This is a genomic window from Streptomyces exfoliatus (genome assembly GCF_000725545.1).
Classification (GTDB): Bacteria; Actinomycetota; Actinomycetes; order Streptomycetales; family Streptomycetaceae; genus Streptomyces; species Streptomyces exfoliatus.
In genome coordinates, this window is the sequence record NZ_JNZP01000015.1 from 334,029 (window position 1) to 348,930 (window position 14,902).

The following is a 14,902-nucleotide window of genomic DNA, read 5'->3' on the forward strand; positions in this document are numbered from 1 at the left end:
GGTCCCGTTAATTACCACTGCTAGTTTTTGAACGCAGGCCTACTATGTGCGCCATGGCCCGACCGCGCAAGCCCCTGCTCAGCCGAGACCGCATCGTCGAGACGGCGGGCGCGCTCGTGGACGCGGAGGGCCTGGGCGCGCTCTCCACCCGCCGGCTCGCGGCCGAACTCGGGGTGAGCGGCCCCTCGCTCTACAACCACTTCCGCACGAAGGACGAGATCCTCGACGCCGTCGCCGACGCGGTGAGCGAGAAGATCGACCTGTCGATGTTCACGGAGGACGACGGCCGCGACTGGCTCTCGGCGCTCCACGACTGGGCCGTCTCCTACCGCGCCGCCCTCGCCGACCACCCCCACATCGTCCCGGTCCTCGCCCAGGGCCCCGGCCGCCGCCCGGCCGGTCTGCGGGTCGCGGACGCCGTCTTCGGCGCGATGGTCCGCGCGGGCTGGCCGCCGGCCCAGGCCACCTCCATCGGCGCCCTCATGCGGTACTTCATCACCGGCTCCGCGCTCGGCTCCTTCGCCCGCGGCTTCGTCGACGACGAGTCGGCCTACGACCCGGCCGACTACCCCCACCTCGGCCAGGCCCACCTCCTCGCGGAACACCGCCAGAAGGTCGACGAAGGCGCCTTCGACACGGGCCTGCGGGCCCTGCTCGACGGGCTCAGGCTCCAGTACGAGACCCTCGGCCGGCGCCCCCCGGCCCGCCCCGACACTTCGGCCGCCGCCGAAGCGTGAGTGCGGGAACCTCGACGCATGGCAGCCAGTGACCTCGCCGCCCTCGCGGCGCTCTTCGCGGACGAGACCCGCGCCGCGTTCCTGCTCGCCCTGCTCGACGGGCGGGCCTGGACCGCGGGGGAACTCGCCCGGCACGCGGGCGTGGCGCCGTCCACCGCGAGCGAGCACCTCGGCAAGCTGGTCTCCGGCGGGGTCCTCGCGGAGGAGCGGCAGGGGCGCCACCGCTACGTCCGCCTCGCCGATCCCGGGATCGCGCACCTCGTCGAGGACCTGGCCGTGCGGTCCGAACCGGCGGTGGCCGCGCCGCCCCGCTCGCTGCGGGCCGCGAACGCGGGGCGGGCGATGGCCCGGGGGCGGACCTGTTACGACCACCTCGCGGGACGGCTGGGCATCGTCGTGACCGAGGCGATGACCGCGCGCGGACTGCTGCGCCAGGACACCGGCTTCGCGCTCACGGACCAGGGCCTGGCCTGGTTCGACGACCTCGGCGTCCCCCTCGTACGCCGGGGCCGGCGGCCCGTCGCGCGCGGCTGCCTCGACTGGACCGAGCGGAAGCCGCATCTCGCGGGGGTCGCCGGCGCCGCGCTGTGCCGGCACGCGCTGGACGCGGGATGGTGCGTACGCATCGGGTCGGAGCGGGCCGTGAAGGTGACCGAGGAGGGCGAGAGCGCGCTGTACGCGTCCCTGGGCATCGCTCCGGCGGAGCTTGGGTGAGGCCGGTCCTGCGCGCGGTCGCGGGGTGCATGGCCGCAGGACGCACGGTCGCGGGGCGGCGGTCGCAGGGCGCGAGGTCCGACGTCGCGGGGCGGGCGGTCGCGGGGCGGGCCGTCGCGGGGCGATATTGCGGTGAACGCCGAAGCGTCCGCGCCCTACGGTCGAGCCATGCAGAAGCAATCCTCGCGGCTCGCGCTCGCCGCCGCCGGTGTCACCGTGGTCCTCTGGGCCTCCGCCTTCGTCTCCATCCGCAGCGCCGGGACGGCCTACTCGCCCGGCGCGCTCGCGCTCGGCCGGCTGCTCGCGGGGGTCCTGGTCCTGGGGGCCGTCCTCCTGATCCGGCGGGAGGGGCTGCCGCCGCGAGCGGCCTGGCGGGGGATCGCGGTCTCGGGCCTGCTCTGGTTCGGGGTGTACATGGTGGTGCTCAACTGGGGCGAGCAGGAGGTCGACGCGGGCACGGCGGCGATGGTGGTGAACATCGGACCGATCCTGATCGCCCTGCTCGGCGCCCGTTTCCTCGGGGAGTCGCTGCCGCCCCGGCTGCTCGCCGGCATGGCGGTGTCCTTCGCGGGCGCGGTGACCGTGGGCCTGTCCATGTCCGGGGCGGACGGCAGCTCCTCCGGCGGCCACGCCTCGGTGCTCGGGGTGGTGCTCTGCGTCCTCGCGGCGATGGCGTACGCGGGCGGGGTGGTGGCCCAGAAGCCGGCGCTCGCTCACGGCAGCGCGCTCCAGGTGACCACCTTCGGCTGCCTGGTGGGGGCGGTGGCCTGCCTGCCGTTCGCCGGGCAGCTGGTCGAGGAGGCGGGCCGCGCACCGCTGTCCGCGACGCTGAACATGATCTATCTGGGCGTGTTCCCGACCGCGCTCGCGTTCACGACCTGGGCCTATGCCCTGGCCCGTACGACCGCCGGGCGGATGGGGGCGACGACGTACGCCGTACCCGCCCTGGTCGTGCTGATGGCGTGGGTGTTCCTGGGCGAGCTGCCCGGGCTTCTCACCCTCGCCGGGGGCGCGCTGTGCCTGGCCGGTGTGGCCGTCTCCCGCTCCCGGTCCCGGTCGTCCGTCGGCGCCGGAGCAGCCGAATCCACCTGACGGGCCGGGGGCGCCGGGCCGGTGGGGCCCGACGCCCGCTCCGGTGGGCGCCGGCCCCCTGGCGCTCACACGTCCCGGCGCCGTACCACCAGCACCGCGACGGCCACCGCGGCGGCGGTCCACGCTCCGTACACGATCCACGCCTCGGTGACGGTCAGCGGATACCTGCCGAGGTCGTGCGCCCGCTCGGGGTTCGTCACCAGCCGCTGCCAGGCGCTGAGCGGCATGGCGTTGCCGATCTCCTTGACCCAGCGGTAGCGCTCGCCCCCGAACAGCGCCGGCAGCAGCAACAGCAGGCCGACGACCGTGACGACGGACCCGGCGGCGTGCCGGACCACCGCACCCACCGCCATACCGACCAGCGCGCACAGCGGTGCGAGGAGGGCGCCCGCGACCACGGCGCGCAGGGCGCCCGGGTCGCCGAGCGACAGGCCGCCGTGCTCGCGCAGCAGCATCTGGGTGACGCCGAAGGAGGTGGCGGAGACCAGCGTGCCGAGCGCGAGCATGACCGCCGACACCACGGTCACCTTGGCGGCGATCACCGCCCGCCGGTCGGGGACCGCGGCGAAGGTCGTACGGATCAGCCCCGTCGTGTACTCGCCGAAGACCACGATCGCCCCCACGGCAGCGGCGATGATCATGAACAGCTGCCAGGCGGGATCGACGAAGGCCGTGTGCAGCGGATCGAACAGGAACTCGGGGCCGTCCGGAACCCCCGCCGGCGGCTCCGGCGGCCGCTGGGCCTGATCCGCGAGCCGGTCCGCGTTGGACGCGGCGGAGTTCACGTTGATGCCCATCACGGCCAGCGCTCCGACGCCGAGCACCCATGAGGTGGACCGCAGCGACCAGAGTCTGATCCACTCGGCGGCGAGGAGGTGCCGGAACCGGACGGGAACCTTGGGCGGAAGGCGAGCCGGGAGGCGGGCCGGGGCGGTGTCGAGCAGTGGGGTCATCGGGCGGCTCCTGAGGAGTACGGGGAGGTCACGGGGGTCATCGGTCGGCTCCCGCGGCGTATTCGACGCTCTCCGCGGTGAGTTCCATGAACGCCTCCTCCAAGGAGGCCGCGCACGTGCTGAGTTCGTGCAGCCGCACCCCGTGCGCGAAGGCCAGCTCGCCGATGCGGTCCGCGGGCAGACCGGTCACCGTGTACGCCCCGCCGGGCTCCGCCCGTACCACCGCCCCCTGTTCCGCCAGCAGCCCGGACAGGGCGGCCGTGTCGGGCGTACGGACGCTCACCTGCGGCTCCCTGCCGCGGGCGGCGAAGTCCCGCAGGCTCTCCGCCGCGATCAGCCTGCCGCGGCCGATGACGATCAGCTCCTCTGCGGTCTGCTCCATCTCCCGCATCAGATGGCTGGAGACGAGCACGGTGCGGCCCTCGCCCGCCAGTCGCCCGAAGAGGTTCCGCACCCAGCGCACGCCCTCCGGGTCGAGGCCGTTGAGCGGCTCGTCGAAGAGCAGTACGGGCGGATCGCCGAGGAGGGCGGCGGCGATGCCGAGCCGCTGCTTCATTCCCAGGGAGAACCCGCCGATCCTGCGGCCCGCCGCGTCGGCCATGCCCACCTCCGCGAGGACCTCCGCCACCCGTCGGCGCGGCAGCCCGTTGCCGACCGCCAGTGCCGTGAGGTGGGCGCGGGCGGTCCGACCACCGTGCACGTCATGGGCGTCGAGGAGGGCGCCGACGTGGCGCAGGCCACGAGGGCGGTCGCCGAACGGCTGCCCGTCGACGGTCACGGTGCCGCCGGTGGGCCGGTTCAGGCCGAGGACCATCCGCAGGGTGGTGGTCTTGCCGGCACCGTTCGGCCCCAGGAACCCGGTGACCACACCCGGGCGGACGGTGAAGGACAGGCGGTCGACGGCGGTGGTCTCGCCGTAGCGCTTGATGAGTTCGGTCGCTTCGATCACGGTGTCCACGCTGCCGGGGCGGACCCCCCGCGGGCATCGGGCCGCCGGCCACCATCGGGGCGCCGGCGGTAGCCCACGGGAGTACGCCCACGGGCCGATGCCCGGGGCCGGACCGCCTGCCTATGATCGGCGCATGAAAGCCCGGCAGGTGAGCTGCGCATGAACGCCCCTCAGGATGCTCCGCGGGCACTCCCCGCCGAGGTCGCGGCCTGGTGCGCGGGCCTCGTCTACGTCGTCCTGCTGTACGTCGTCACGCTGAACACCGGCACCGAACTGACCGGCATGCGGCTGGTTCCGGCCGCCCTGCCCGTCGTACTGCTGCTGCCCCTGACGCGGCGACGTCCGCTGCCCGCCCTGGCGCTCCTGCTCATCGCCTCCTTCACGGCGACCGTCATGGCGAACTCGATGATGGCCGCGGGGCAGGGCTTCGACGGCGTACCGGCGGCCGCGCGGACGCAGGCCTGGCAGATCGCGTATCTGCAGGCCGTGCTCACCGCTCTCGCCGTCGGACGGATCGCCGCCACCCGGTCGCGGGCGACGGCGGCCGGCGCCGCGCTCGTGGCGCTCGGAGCGCAGATCGGGGCGGCCGCCTACTACGCCTCGTCGTTCCTCGCCGTCTCGGCCTTCCTGGCCCTGATGACGGTCACCGCCTGGACGCTCGGCCACTCGGCCGGCGAGCGCCGCCGGCACGCGGCCGCGCTGCGGGACCGGGCCGCGGAGCGGGCCGTCACCGCGGAACGGCTGCGGATCGCCCGGGAACTGCACGACATGGTGGCGCACAGCATCGGCGTCATCGCCATCCAGGCCGGGGTCGGGCGGCGCGTCATCGACACCCAGCCGGCGGAGGCCCGCAACTCCCTCGCCGCCATCGAGGAGACCAGCCGCGACACCCTGGCGGGCCTGCGCCGGATGCTCGGCGCGCTGCGGGAGGCGGACCCCGGGGACGGGGGCTCCCCGCTCGGCCCGGCACCGGTGCTCGCCGATCTCGACGGGCTCGCGGAGCGCACCCGCGACGCGGGCGTGCGGGTGCGCATCGACTGGCGGGGCGAACGGCGGCCGCTGCCCGCGGAGATCGAGCTGTCCGCGTACCGCATCGTCCAGGAGGCCCTCACCAACGTCGTCCGCCACTCGGGCGCCGACGCCTGCCGGGTGACCGTCGAGCGCCGTGCGGACGACCTGTCCATCGAGATCACCGACGAGGGACACGGCCCGGCCGGCCTGCCCGGCGCCGCCGGCTACGGCCTGACGGGCATGCGGGAGCGCGCGGCGCTGCTGCACGGCGAGTTCACGGCCGGGCCGCGCGCCGAGGGCGGCTTCCGCGTGGCGGCCCGGCTCCCCGTACCGGCGGCGAACGGATGACGCGGGTGCCGTCATACGACCCTTCCGGTACCGGCGGGGACCGGCTGACCCGGGTGCTGCTGACCGACGACCAGCCGCTGGTCCGGCACGGGTTGCGGGTGCTGATCGCCGACCACCCCAGGCTGGAGGTGGCGGGCGAGGCGGCGAACGGCGAGGAGGCGGTACGGCTCGCGGAACGGCTGGCGCCTGATGTGGTGATGATGGACGTCCGGATGCCGGGCATGGACGGCCTCGAGGCCACCCGGCGGATCACCGCGAGCCCCGGCACGCCACCGAAGGTCCTCGTCCTCACCACGTTCGACGACGACGAGTACGTCTACGGCGCGCTGCGGGCCGGTGCGAGCGGCTTCCTCGTCAAGGACATGGACATGGACCAGATCCTCGCCGCGGTCGAGACCGTCGCGGCGGGCGACGCCCTCATCGCGCCGAGCGTGACCCGCCGTCTGATCGCGGAGTTCGCGGCCCGCCCCGCCGCCCCGCCGCCACGGCCCACGGAGGGGATCACCGCGCGCGAGCGGGAGGTGCTCACCCTCGTCGGACGCGGCCTGTCCAACGCGGAGATCGCCACCCGTCTGCACATCAGCGTGGCCACGGCGAAGGCCCATGTGAGCAGGCTGCTGACGAAACTGGACGCGCGGGACAGGGTGCAGCTGGTCATCACGGCGTACGAGCTGAGGCTGGTCACCGCGCCGCCGGCCTGACCCGGAACACCGGGATGCCCCGGAACACGGGCGCCGCCCTCCCCGCTCACTCCCCCGAGCGCAACAGCTGGCGGGCGAAGTCGGCGAGGGACCGGCCGATGCGCTCGGTCGACAGGCCGAGTTCGTGCCGCTGGAACCGGAACACCTCCGGGGACAGCGGGCTGAGCACGATGTCGATCAGCGGGTCCGGGTCCCGGATCCCGTGGTCGACGAGCAGCGTGCGGACGTGGACGCGCCAGAAGCCGTAGGCGCCCGTCCGAAAGCGCGCGGGGCCGGTCTCCGCTCCGAGCGCCAGCGGCAGATGACGTTCGAGCAGATCGACCATCGCCAGGCAGAACGCGGCGAGCCGCTCTCCGGCGGGGGCGCCGGGGCCGAGTGGCGGCGGACCGTAGATGAGCTGCCCCTGGAGCCGGCGCTCGTGCTCGTCGAGCAGGGCGACGGCGACCGACGACGGGTCGGGGAAGCTCCGGTACAGCGTGGCGCGGCCGACCCCCGCCGCCTTGGCGATCTTGTCCATGGTGACCGACCGGGGCTCCTGCTCGGCGAAGAGCCGCTCCGCCGCGGCCAGGATCTGGGCGCGGTTGCGCTCCGCGTCCGCGCGTCGGCGCGGGGCGACCGGCTGGTCGTCGGGCGCCTGGAGATCGCCGAGGAGCCCGCCCACCCGGTGCACGGAGGTGGCTCCACGTCCGCGCTGCTCGTCCTCGCTCATGGATCAGACCCTACTTCCCCGAGGCCAAGTGGACACCTTGTCCGCTTGACGCGTCGCGTGGCATGCTAAACGGACTCAGTGTCCACTTATAACCACCATCCCGCCAGGGAGATCAAGATGCACACCGCGCTCCTCGCCGCGGCCCTGCTGGTCGGCTGCCTCCTGGCCGTGCAGGCCTCGGTGAACCTCCAGCTCAACTCGGCCGTCGGCACGCCGTACGGCGCCTCGACCATCCAGCTATGCGTCGCGACCGGTCTCCTCACCGTGCTCGCGGTGGCGGCCGGAGCCCTCGGCGCCCTCGGCGGGCTGCCCGACGTCGAGGCCTGGCAACTGCTCGGCGGACTGGCCAGTCCGCTCTACATCACCAGCGGCATCCTGCTCTTCCCGCGCCTCGGCGCCCTCGCCGCCGTCGGACTCTTCGTCACCGGCCAGATGTTCGCCTCGCTCGCACTCGACCTCTTCGGCCTCCTCGGCCTCGAACAGAAGGACCTGAGCGCCGGAATCGTCGTCGGCGCCGGGGCTGTCCTCGCGGGCATCGTCGTGATCGTCCGGGGCATGAGGGCCGCCGCCCCTCCCGGCGCCCCCCGGATGTCGAACGCCGGCCGGACCGGCCTGCTCGCGCTCGGCGTCCTCGCCGGTGCGGTGCTTCCCGTACAGGGCGCGGTCAACGCCCAGCTGCGCGCGCAGCTCAAAGAGCCCCTCACCGTCGCCGTGATCAGCTTCGCCGTGGCGACCTTCACCATCGCCGTCGTCCTGCTGGTGCTCTACGCGACCCGGCGGACGCCCAAGCCCAGGATCGCCCCGCTGAAGAAGATGCCCTGGTGGGGCTGGCTCGGTGGCGCCTGCGCCGCCGCCTACGTCACCGGCACCTTCCTGCTCATCCCCTCCATCGGGGCGGCCGTGACCATCGCGCTCACCGTGACGGGACAGCAGCTCACCTCGGCGCTGATCGACCACAAGGGCCTGTTCGCACTCCCGCGGCGTGCCCTCACGAAGCCGCGCGCCCTGGGCCTCGGCCTGCTGATCGCCGGTTCCCTGACCATCCAGCTCGTCTGACCGACACCGGCACCCCGCCGCACACGAAACGAGGAGAACCATGTCCGGACCCAACAGCACCGACGCGAGCACCGTCGGCCTGATCCCGCCGCGCGGGGTCATCACCGTCTTCGCCGACATCTGGTGCTCCTTCGCGCACATCGCCGTCCACCGGCTGCACACCACCCGGGCCCGTCTGGGCCTGACGGAGCAGGTCTCCTTCGACCTGCGCGCCTTCCCGCTCGAACTGCTCAACGACGCCCCCAGCCCCCGCCCCGGCACGGACAGCGAGGTGGCCAGGATGGCCGTCCTGGAGCCGGACGCCGGGTGGCAGCTGTGGCAGGCCAAGGACTGGCTCTACCCGTCGACGACCCTGCCCGCCCTGGAGGCGGTGCACGCGACGAAGGAGCAGAGCCTGAACGCGTCGGAGCAGTTGGACCTCGGGCTTCGCCGGGCGTTCTGGGCCGAGTCCCGCTGCGTCTCCCATCGCAGGGTGATCCTGGACGTGGCCGCGGACACCGGCGTGGTCGATGTCGACGCCCTCACCGAGGCGCTGGACGACGGGCGGGCGCGCCGGGCGCTCGCGGACCAGGCCGCGCTCGCCGGGAGCGACCGGATCGACTGCAGCCCGCACCTGTTCCTGCCCGACGGCTCCGACCACGCCAATCCCGGGATCGACGTGGGCTGGGCGGGCGATTACGGCATCGGCTGGCCGGTGATCGTCTCGGACGACCCGAGGGTGTACGAGGACATCCTGCTGCGGGCCGCCGCTGCATAGCGGCATGGCGGCATGGCGGCATGGCCGATGAGACGAACGGCCATCGGCGACGGACCCGCACCGGACCCGCACCGGCCTCGGGTCGGTGCGGGTCCGGTGGCGGGTCCGGTGCGGGTCCGCCGGTGTGTCAGGGGAAGACGACCAGGGCCCGGCCGCCCTTGCCCGCGAGCATGTTGTCGAAGGCGCCCGGGATGCCGTCCAGGGTGATCCGCTCGGTGACGAGCGCGCCGAGGTCGAACCGCCCGGCCCTGATGTGCTCGGCGAGCACCGGCAGGTCCTCGGCCGGGTTCGAGTTGCCGTAGACGCAGCCCGTGAGGGTGCGGCCCCAGTGGAAGATCTCCAGGGCGTTGAAGGTGACCTGCTGGTCCTTGCCGCCGATGCCGACGACCGTGGTGCGGCCGCCGCGCCGGGTGGACTCCCAGGCGGTCCGGATGGTGACGGCGCGGCCCACGCATTCGACGGCCACGTCGACGCCCTGGCCTCCCGTCAGCTTCCGGATCTCCCTCGCCGTGGTCTCCGAGGCGACGACGTACTCGGTCGCCCCCGCCGCCCGTGCGAGCGCCTCCTTCTCCGGGGAGACGTCGACGGCGACGATCGTGGACGCGCCCGCGATCCTGGCGGCCTGGAGCGTGGCCAGGCCCACCCCGCCGACACCGAACACCGCGACGGTCTCGCCCTCCCTCACCCGGGCGGAGTGGTGGACGGCGCCCCAGCCGGTGAGGACGGCGCAGCCGAGCAGGGCCGCGTCGGTGAGCGGGATCCCGTCGGGGACGGGCAGGACGCACTTCTCGTCGACGACCGTCTCCTCGGCGAAGGCGGCGACGTTGAGGCCCGGGTGGAGTTCGGTGCCGTCCTGGGTACGGGCGTGGACGTTCGCGGCGCCGGCCAGGGCGTCGGCGCAGAGCCAGACCTCGCCGAGCGTGCAGGGGTGACACTTCCCGCAGGACGGGGCCCAGTTGAGGACGACGGCGTCGCCCGGGGCGACCTGGGTGACGCCCTCGCCGACCGAGACGACGGTGCCCGCTCCCTCGTGCCCGAGGACGGCGGGGACCGGCAGGCGCATGGTGCCGTTGGTGAGGGACAGGTCGGAGTGGCAGACGCCGGCGGCGGCGAGCCGGACCCGGACCTGTCCGGGGCCGGGCTCGGGCAGCTCGATGCCGGTGATCTCCAGGGGAGATCCCACGGCGGGCAGGACTGCGGCACGGATCACGCTCACGTGCGGTGCTCCTCGGAACTCGGAACCGGAAGGACTCGGAACTGGAGGGACTCGGGACTGGAGAGACTCGGGACTGAGGGACTCGGGACTGAGGGACTCAGAACTGCAGCGACTTGGTCTGGAGGTACTCGGAGAGGCCGTGCGCGCCGAGTTCCCTGCCCACCCCGGACTGCTTGTACCCGCCGAAGGGGGCCCGCGGGTTGAATCGGCCGCCGTTGATGTCGACCTGGCCGGTCTCCATGCGGCGGGCGAAGGCCACGGCCTCCTCGGGCGCGCCCCAGACCGCGCCGGCGAGGCCGTACACGGTGCCGTTGGCGATGGCGAGCGCGTCGGCCTCGTCCTCGTACCGGAGGAGCGAGACGACGGGCCCGAAGATCTCCTCCTGGGCGATGGTCATCTCCGGGGTGACGTCGGCGAAGACGGTCGGGGAGACGTAGTAGCCGGTCTCGCGCGGGGCCTCGGGGCCGCCCGCGACGAGCCGGGCGCCCTCCTCGATGCCCTTCTCGATGTATCCGCGTACGCGCTCCCGCTGCTTGGCGTTGACGAGGGGGCCGACGCGCTCGCCGGGGACGTACTTGGCGACGGCCTCGGCGGCGAGGGCCACCGCCTCCTCGTACCGGTCGGCGGGGATCAGCATCCGGGTCCAGGCGCTGCACGTCTGGCCCGAGTTGGACATGACGTTGGCGATGCCGACGGCGACGGCCTTCGGGAGGTCGGCGCTGGGCAGGATGACGTTGGCGGACTTGCCGCCGAGTTCGAGGGCGACCCGCTTGACGGCCCCGCCGGCGAGGGCGCCGATGCGGCGGCCGACGGCGGTGGAGCCGGTGAAGGAGACGAGGTCCACGTCGGGGTGTTCGGCGAGGGCCTGGCCGGCGACCGGGCCGAGCCCGGTGACCAGGTTGAAGACGCCGGCGGGGATCCCCGCCTCGTGCACGGCCTCGGCGAAGAGCTGGGCGGTGAGCGGGGTGTCCTCGGCGGGCTTGAGGACGATGGTGCAGCCGGCGGCGAGGGCCGGTGCGACCTTGGCGACGATCTGGTGGAGCGGGTAGTTCCAGGGGGTGATCGCGGCGACGACGCCCACCGGCTCCGAGTAGACGGTGGAGTTGCCGACCTTCTCCTCGAAGGGGTGGGTGGCGGCGAGTTCCGCGTACGTGCCCGCGACGGCGATCGGCAGTCCGGCGTGGACGGCGGCGGCGAGCTGCGGCGGCGCGCCGAGTTCGGCGGTGACGGTGGCGGCGATCTCCTCCGCTCGGGCGGCCAGCGCGTCGCGCAGGGCGGCGATGCGGGCGCCGCGCGCGGCGGGCGGGGTCGCGGCCCAGTCGGGCAGCGCGGCGCGGGCCGCGCGTACGGCGGCGTCGACGTCCTCCGCGGTGCCGGCCGGGACGTGCCCGATGACCTGCTCGTCCGCTGGGTTGATCACGGCGATGGTGTCCGTGGAGGAGGCGGGTCGCCACTCCCCGCCGATGTACATCGCGTCGTGGGCCTTCATCCGCTGTCTCCTCACGTTGCCTGCCGAAACCTTGCCTGCCGAGTCGCCGTGGGCGCCGGTGGGACGCTGCCGTCCACTCTGCCGCACGGCCGGCCACCGTCACCGGTCACCGGAACCGGACGGCCGCCGGGTCGCCCGGTCACCGGCTCCCTCGGGCCCCGACCGCCCAAACTAGCGCTGTTAGTTTTCTGGCGCCAGGGTCTGTCGGAGTGCCCCGGGTCTCACCCGGCGGCGCGTCTCCCCGCCGGGCGGGGGCTCCGGGCTTCACGGACTCCACCCGTTCCGTTGCCCAGGCCATCCAATTACAGTGCCTGCCCTGATGAGCGCAGACCTACCGGCGAGCGGCACACCTCCGGTGGTGCGGATCCATCTCCTCGGCGGGTTCCGGGTCGACCGGCACGGCGGACCGCCCCTCTCGGAGCGCTGGTCGCGTCCGAGCGCCCGGACGCTGGTGAAACGGCTCGCGGTCTCCCCCGGACACAGCCTCCACCGCGAGCAGCGCTGGAGATCTGCCGGCCGGACGCGGATCCCCAGGCGCGGCCCTCACCGAGGTCCTCGACGTCGCCGGGCGCGGGGGCCGTCCACGGCTCTCGGCGGCCCAGGCGACGGAGGCCGTGGAGGCGGCCGTCGCCGCCTCGGTGCTCGACGAGCGGCAGGTCGTCTCCGAGAGGCGGCCGGGCGCCGGGCTCGCCTTCCGTCACCCGCTGGTGCGGCTGACCTGCTAAGAGGGCCTGTCCGCGGTCCGGCGCCGTCTGCTGCACTCGGCGTACGCGGAGGCGGTGCTGCGCCGCCGCCCGGCGGCCGTGGACACGCTCGCCACCCATCTGACCCGGGCGGACGACCCCCGCGCCACCGCCTGTCTGCGGCAGGCGGCCGAGCGGGCGGCGGCGCTCTACGCCAACGACGCCGCCGACCGCCTACGCCGAACTCACCGGCCGGCTCGAAGCGCTGGCCGCCGACGCCGCGCGCGCCCGGATCGACCGCAGCGCCGTGCTGCGCCGCCTCGGCCGGTTCGAGGAGGCGGCAGGGCTGCTCGGTGAGGCGCTGGAGGAGCTGGGCCGGCGCGGGGGACGCGGAGGGCCGCGTCCTGGCCGCCCGGCCCGCGGAACTCACGCCCAAGACCCGTGGGACGGAGGACGGACTTCGGCTGCTCGACGCGTTCCCGCCCGGTCCGGACACCCCGGCGGCGGTGGCGAGCGCCCACCACCTGGCCCGCGGGGTGCTGTATTTCGTCGCGGACCGTTACGAGGAGGGGGTCGCCGCAGCGCGGACCGCGCAGGAGGCGGCGGAGCCGGTGACCGGGCCGGAGCGGCGCGGGCTGCCCGCCGGGCGCTGGCCGGGCAGTCGACGTCGCTGGGGCTCGCCGGCCGGTTCGGTCAGGCGGGGCCGGTCGCGGACCGGGCACGTACCGCACGCGGAGGCGTACGGCGACCCGCAGTTGCCGGCCTCGGTGCTCTCTGTGCTGCGCGAGACAGCCGGGCGGACGGGGCGCCTGCGGGAGGCGATCGACACGGGCCGCCGGGCCCTCGCCCTCGCGGAGCGCTCGGGTGACCCGACGGACGGTCTTCGACCGGGCGACCGCCCTGGCGGAGGCGCTGCCGTACCCGGCGCGCGCCCGCCGCGTGGCGGGGGCCCGTGGGTCGTCCGCTCCGGGTGGGTGTGAGGCTCGGCCCTCTACGAAGTGACGCCCGGCCGACGGAGCGGCTGGCTTCCGTCGGTCGGGGCGTGGTGCGACCGGCCCGGGTGGCCCGGGGTGGCCGGTCAGATCTTCCGGGCGATGTCGGTGAGATGGGCGAAGACGACGATGTTCGACTCGTAGCCCGTTTTGCGGTCGAAGGCTCCTCCGCAGGTCAGCAGCCTCAGTTCGGGCCGTCCCGTGGAGCCGTACACCTCCTTGTCGGGGAATTCGCTCTTGGCGTACGTGCGGACCCGGTCGACCGTGAAGACGGCGACCCTGCCGTCGGCGCGGGCGACCCGGACGGTGTTGCCCGGGCTGAGCGAGTCGAGGTTCAGGAAGACGGCGGGTCCGGTGCGGGTGTCACGGTGGCCGACGACCACCGCGGTGCCCCGCTCACCCGGCGTGGCACCGTTCGCGTACCAGCCGACGACCTGCGGGTGGTCGACCGGCGGCGTGGCGAGCCGGCCCGCCCCGTCGAGACCGAGATCGATCACGGGCGCCTCGATCGTGATGGCCGGTACGGCCAGGGCGGTGGGCCGTGAACGGGCCAGCGGCGCGGGCGGCGGCGCCGGTCTGGGCGGCGGCGTGGCCTTCGGCGGCGCCTTGGGCTTGGCCTTGTGGTCGAGGGCGGCCGGCGCCCCGGCCGCCGCGACCGCCCCGGCGCCGCCCGGGGCGCCCGGGGCGGCGGCGAGCGCCGGGTGGGCCGGCTCCTCGCCGCCGGCCCACCAGATCCCTCCGCCCACCAGGACCACGGTGACCGTGACGGTCCTGGCGAGCCGGAGCAGGCGCCGCCGCTTGCGCGTGAGGCGGGACGACCTACGCGGCGCCATCGTTGCGGCGGCGCGAGCGGCGGATCAGGACGAGTCCGGCCGTACCGGCGACGCCGGCGGCGATGGCCGCCCCGATGCCGAAGGTGGAGGTGTCCTCTGCGGCGATCTGGGCGCTGCCGCCGCCGCCCGCGCCGACCGGGCCGTGCGGGGGCTTGCCGTGGCCGCCGGGACCGCCGCCCGGGCCACCGTTGGTGGGTCCATTGATCGGCAGGCAGGTGACCCGGAAGACCTTCTGCTTCGCCGCGCCCTGCTGGCCCTCCCACGTCCATTCGACCTTGTACATGCCGGACTTCAGGTGGATCGGACCCGTGGCACCGTCGCCGTTCGCGTTGACGGAGATGTTGCCCGACCTCACCGACTTGTCCTCGTTGCCCGGCTCACCCGGCTGCGGGAAGATCTCGTAGTGCAGGCTCTGCAGGCCGTCGAAGTTGAAGGCGGCGAGGCGGAACGGGCACCCGACGTGCGGCTCGTTGACCTGACTGCTGTTGGGAGTGGTGAACTTGTGCACCTTGACGTCACCGTTGTCGCCGGGGGCGGCGACGGCCGACGAGGCGCCGGCGAGGGTCACCCCGCCGAGCGCCAGAGTGGCGAGTGTGGCGCGGAGCAGGGTGCGGGTGGTGGGAGTGGTCATGGTGGAAGGTCCTCCAGTCGTGAGCACATCG

15 protein-coding genes are annotated in these 14,902 nt (G+C 74.3%); 8 read left to right on the forward strand and 7 right to left on the reverse strand.

The annotated features are described in order from the left end of the window. The first annotated feature begins 53 nt into the window (after window positions 1–53). The 3 genes from IO20_RS0119335 to IO20_RS0119345 all read left to right on the forward strand — a co-directional run bounded on the left by IO20_RS0119335 (window position 54) and on the right by IO20_RS0119345 (window position 2,543). Window positions 54–737 carry a TetR/AcrR family transcriptional regulator gene (locus IO20_RS0119335; protein WP_030551556.1) on the forward strand — a complete coding sequence of 228 codons (684 nt, stop codon included), beginning with the start codon at window positions 54–56 and terminating at the stop codon, window positions 735–737. A gap of 18 nt (window positions 738–755) precedes the next feature. Next, window positions 756–1,451, forward strand: a complete 696-nt coding sequence (locus IO20_RS0119340; protein WP_030551555.1) for an ArsR/SmtB family transcription factor — start codon at window positions 756–758, stop codon at window positions 1,449–1,451. A gap of 168 nt (window positions 1,452–1,619) precedes the next feature. After that, the gene (locus IO20_RS0119345; RefSeq protein WP_037635796.1) at window positions 1,620–2,543 is read left to right on the forward strand and encodes a DMT family transporter; all 924 of its coding nucleotides are present in this window, start codon (window positions 1,620–1,622) and stop codon (window positions 2,541–2,543) included. A gap of 65 nt (window positions 2,544–2,608) precedes the next feature. Here the strand turns inward: IO20_RS0119345 and IO20_RS0119350 are convergent, their stop codons facing one another. Further along, on the reverse strand, window positions 2,609–3,496 hold the full coding sequence (locus IO20_RS0119350; RefSeq protein ID WP_030551551.1) for an ABC transporter permease: 888 nt from the start codon (window positions 3,494–3,496) through the stop codon (window positions 2,609–2,611). Window positions 3,497–3,533: 37 nt separating this feature from the next. Continuing rightward, window positions 3,534–4,445, reverse strand: coding sequence for an ATP-binding cassette domain-containing protein (locus tag IO20_RS0119355; protein ID WP_030551549.1), 912 nt, complete (start codon window positions 4,443–4,445; stop codon window positions 3,534–3,536). Window positions 4,446–4,604: 159 nt separating this feature from the next. Between IO20_RS0119355 and IO20_RS0119360 the strand changes: the two genes are divergently transcribed. Then, complete coding sequence (locus IO20_RS0119360) at window positions 4,605–5,804, forward strand: sensor histidine kinase (RefSeq protein ID WP_030551547.1); 1,200 nt, start codon at window positions 4,605–4,607, stop codon at window positions 5,802–5,804. 5 nt (window positions 5,805–5,809) lie between these two features. Next, on the forward strand, window positions 5,810–6,505 hold the full coding sequence (locus IO20_RS0119365) for a response regulator (protein ID WP_245684980.1): 696 nt from the start codon (window positions 5,810–5,812) through the stop codon (window positions 6,503–6,505). A gap of 46 nt (window positions 6,506–6,551) precedes the next feature. On the opposite strand, the gene IO20_RS0119370 is transcribed toward IO20_RS0119365, so the two are convergent. Continuing rightward, window positions 6,552–7,214: a TetR/AcrR family transcriptional regulator gene (locus IO20_RS0119370; RefSeq protein ID WP_030551544.1), complete on the reverse strand. Its 663-nt coding sequence runs from the start codon at window positions 7,212–7,214 to the stop codon at window positions 6,552–6,554. A 117-nt stretch (window positions 7,215–7,331) separates the two neighbouring features. On the opposite strand from IO20_RS0119370, the gene IO20_RS0119375 reads away from it, so the two are divergent. Continuing rightward, the gene (locus IO20_RS0119375; protein WP_030551543.1) at window positions 7,332–8,270 is read left to right on the forward strand and encodes a DMT family transporter; all 939 of its coding nucleotides are present in this window, start codon (window positions 7,332–7,334) and stop codon (window positions 8,268–8,270) included. A gap of 40 nt (window positions 8,271–8,310) precedes the next feature. Next, on the forward strand, window positions 8,311–9,027 hold the full coding sequence (locus IO20_RS0119380) for a DsbA family oxidoreductase (protein ID WP_030551542.1): 717 nt from the start codon (window positions 8,311–8,313) through the stop codon (window positions 9,025–9,027). A gap of 127 nt (window positions 9,028–9,154) precedes the next feature. Here IO20_RS0119380 and IO20_RS0119385 read toward each other — a convergent pair whose 3' ends face one another. Further along, window positions 9,155–10,237 (reverse strand): Zn-dependent alcohol dehydrogenase, encoded by a 1,083-nt coding sequence (locus tag IO20_RS0119385; RefSeq protein WP_030551541.1) that lies wholly within the window; start codon window positions 10,235–10,237, stop codon window positions 9,155–9,157. A gap of 103 nt (window positions 10,238–10,340) precedes the next feature. Further along, the gene (locus tag IO20_RS0119390) at window positions 10,341–11,732 is read right to left on the reverse strand and encodes an aldehyde dehydrogenase family protein (protein WP_030551540.1); all 1,392 of its coding nucleotides are present in this window, start codon (window positions 11,730–11,732) and stop codon (window positions 10,341–10,343) included. A 1,036-nt stretch (window positions 11,733–12,768) separates the two neighbouring features. On the opposite strand from IO20_RS0119390, the gene IO20_RS37675 reads away from it, so the two are divergent. Next, window positions 12,769–13,395, forward strand: a complete 627-nt coding sequence (locus IO20_RS37675) for a hypothetical protein (RefSeq protein WP_051874538.1) — start codon at window positions 12,769–12,771, stop codon at window positions 13,393–13,395. Window positions 13,396–13,493: 98 nt separating this feature from the next. On the opposite strand, the gene IO20_RS0119400 is transcribed toward IO20_RS37675, so the two are convergent. Together IO20_RS0119400 and IO20_RS0119405 are read right to left on the reverse strand one after the other, a co-directional pair. Further along, window positions 13,494–14,240, reverse strand: a complete 747-nt coding sequence (locus IO20_RS0119400; protein ID WP_030551539.1) for a class F sortase — start codon at window positions 14,238–14,240, stop codon at window positions 13,494–13,496. Then, window positions 14,227–14,871, reverse strand: a complete 645-nt coding sequence (locus tag IO20_RS0119405) for a hypothetical protein (protein ID WP_030551537.1) — start codon at window positions 14,869–14,871, stop codon at window positions 14,227–14,229. The genes IO20_RS0119400 and IO20_RS0119405 overlap by 14 nt, the downstream gene beginning before the upstream one ends. Window positions 14,872–14,902 lie beyond the last annotated feature (31 nt).